This window comes from Flavobacterium sp. (assembly GCF_029242675.1).
Lineage (GTDB): Bacteria > Bacteroidota > Bacteroidia > Flavobacteriales > Flavobacteriaceae > Flavobacterium.
This window is the reverse complement of record NZ_JAQWTM010000136.1, coordinates 1-2,727: the sequence shown is the minus strand read 5'-3', so window position 1 is coordinate 2,727 and position 2,727 is coordinate 1. Positions and strand designations below refer to the sequence as shown.

4 protein-coding genes are annotated in these 2,727 nt (G+C 36.0%); all 4 read right to left on the bottom strand.

From position 1 onward, the window contains the following. The coding region (locus P8M54_RS05480; protein WP_300286022.1) for a Gldg family protein at positions 1-782 on the bottom strand (782 nt) is incomplete at its 3' end. After that, entirely contained in the window at positions 782-1,507 is a 726-nt protein-coding gene (gene gldF / locus P8M54_RS05475) for a gliding motility-associated ABC transporter permease subunit GldF (protein WP_300286020.1), read from the bottom strand. The genes gldF and P8M54_RS05480, both read right to left, overlap by 1 nt. A gap of 16 nt (positions 1,508-1,523) precedes the next feature. After that, positions 1,524-1,820 carry an antibiotic biosynthesis monooxygenase family protein gene (locus P8M54_RS05470; protein WP_300286018.1) on the bottom strand — a complete coding sequence of 99 codons (297 nt, stop codon included), beginning with the start codon at positions 1,818-1,820 and terminating at the stop codon, positions 1,524-1,526. 51 nt (positions 1,821-1,871) lie between these two features. Next, entirely contained in the window at positions 1,872-2,711 is an 840-nt protein-coding gene (locus P8M54_RS05465) for an SAM-dependent chlorinase/fluorinase (protein WP_300286024.1), read from the bottom strand. Positions 2,712-2,727 lie beyond the last annotated feature (16 nt).

Here is a 2,727-nt window from a genome sequence, read left to right as displayed (position 1 = left end):
ACTTGTTTTTCGGATTCCGAAAAACCTTCAGTTGGTTTCGCGATAATGGCTAAATCGTATTTTTTCAAAGTAGCTAAGCTTCCTACAGGATTTGCAGCAACAGAGTCCAAGGTAAAAGGACCAATATGGTAACTCTCGCGTACTTGTAAAAGGAATTTTGCGATGTAAATATCTTTTAATTCGCCGTTCCCTTTGATGATCGCTATACTTTTTTGTTTGTCCTTGGTAATTTTATTGATGGCATCAGCAATCGAGTATTCTAAGTGCTGGACAGAACCAATTACTTTTTCGGTAGTAGAAGCTCCCATGATGTTTTTTAACAATGGAATTGTAACTTCTTTATTGTTGTAAACCGCCATAGCCCAAGGAAAAACCATCGCTTGTGATTGCTTTCCTTTGTCGTCAACGGTGATGTTCACAGGCGTCATTCCTTTCATGTACAAGGCTTTTACATTCTCTTCGCTGTGCTCTTCGTCTTCCATAGGATCTACGAATTCAAAAGCAATATCCGAATTATAAGCCTGAAACTCTTCTAATAATTGCTTTGTTTCCTGCTGCAAACGGGTGAATTCAGGTGGTAAATCACCTTGCATATAAATTTTTATGGCAAGCGGTTCCTTAACCTGTTTGATGATACCAAGCGAAGTAGGAGATAAGGTGTACCTTTTATCCTTGGTTAAATCAAAACGATAGAAAAAGGCATTTCCAAGAATATTGACAACAATAAGAATCGCAACAATTAGAACGACATTCTTTAGATTTTTAGATTGAATAGGCACCATTACAATTTAAAGGATTTAAGTTTAAAAACAGTGAGCGATAAAAACAGTACAGTGCAACTTACAAAGTACAGAAGGTCTCTTGTATCAATAACACCTCGACCCATACTTTTAAAATGATCTTGCATTCCTAAAGCACTAATTAACGATGAAAAACTAGGAGCAAGGCTAGCTAATCCTTCAAAACCAAAGTAGAAAACAAAACAAATAAATACCGACAAAATGAAAGCTACAATTTGATTTTCAGATAAGGTCGAAGTAAATATACCAATAGAGCAGTAGGCAGCGATTAGAAATACAAGCCCAAAATACGATCCTAACGTGCTTCCCATATCGATGTTTCCAATTGGAGATCCTAAGGTGTAAATCGCCCAAACATAGATAACGGTTGGGACAATTGCTAAAACGATTAGTAATACCGCTCCAAAAAACTTACCACTAACGATTTGCCATACGCTTAAGGGTTTAGTGAGTAATAATTCAAGTGTTCCTTGTTTCTTTTCGTCGGAAAAACTGCGCATGGTTACTGCCGGAATCAAGAATAATAGGATCCAAGGTGCTAAGGTGAAAAAAGGCGATAAATCAGCAAAACCAGAATTTAAAATGTTAAAGTCACCATCAAAAACCCATAAGAAAAGGCCGTTGATGATTAAAAAAATGGCGATTACTAAATAACCTATTGGCGAACCAAAAAAGGAATTAATTTCTCTTAAAACGATTGCTTTCATTGTAGTGTATTTATTTTTAAGCTAGCGAAGCTAATTTATCGACGCTCCAAGCTTGTGGCTTATCATTGAATAATTTTTTGGTAAAACTCCAAACTTCATTGAAAAAAGCCGAGGTTCGATAGTTTTCCAAATCTTGTTCTGTTTCCCAATAGCTGTACGTGAAAAAAATATTTTTATTGTCTTTATCTTGGTACAATTCCAATAAGCGATTGCCTGCCGAAGACCGAATTTGATCTTTAATAATTTCAAAATTCTCCAAAAAAGCAGGAATGTTGTGCTCGTGGAAACTTAATTTTACAATACGTATAAACATCTCTTTTGTTTTTTAATTGATTGAAGTAAAACGGAACGCTTCAAGAATAAGCTAAAGCTCCTTATTTTTAAATTCTATGGCAACCACATCTCTATACGTAAGTCCTAATAAACTAGACGCAGAGCCAAATTTGGAAGGATTGCTTCTAAAAATAGCTATTTCAAGAAAGCCCGCTTCATTAAAAATAGCTAGCTTTTCGCCTTCATAATACTTAATTGGATATTTCTCCGTGTTCGCGATGGCAGAGTAATTAGGCAAGATTGTTTTAATGTTTTTTGTCTGCATGATAATTTCATACGGACGGCCTTTCGCAACCTCTAGAAACTGTTTTTTAGAAATATTAGTTACGGTATTCCCAAAATGGTCTACGTAAACCACATGACCTTTGAGCATTGTATTATCGGAGTTAACGACGGCTTTGAGCTCTGTTATTTCCTTTATCGATGGTATTTCCCTTCCTATTACATTTAGTAAACCGCCTTTGGCAATATGACAAGCTACCATCACGAAAACATCCAAGCCTGAGGCATCGGTAGGTAACCGATCGTGAATATTGATGCTAACAATTTTTTGAGGGACAATCTTTTGCGAAAGCATACTTAAAATACCATTATCAGCCGCAATAAAGTACGAATCATTCCACTGCATGGCAATATGTTGATTTTCTTTATTCAGCTCCATATCAACACCTATTAAATGAACCGTTCCTTTTGGAAAACTGCTGTATGCCGCACTAATTATGTAGCTGGCTTCAACGGTATTAAAAGGATCAATCTCATGCGAAAGGTCAACAATAGTCGCTTCTGCAAACTCAGATAGGATTTTCCCTTTCAATGCACCGACAAAGTGATCTTTCAAGCCATAATCGGTAGTAAGGGTAATTATTGACATAATATTGTTTATAACT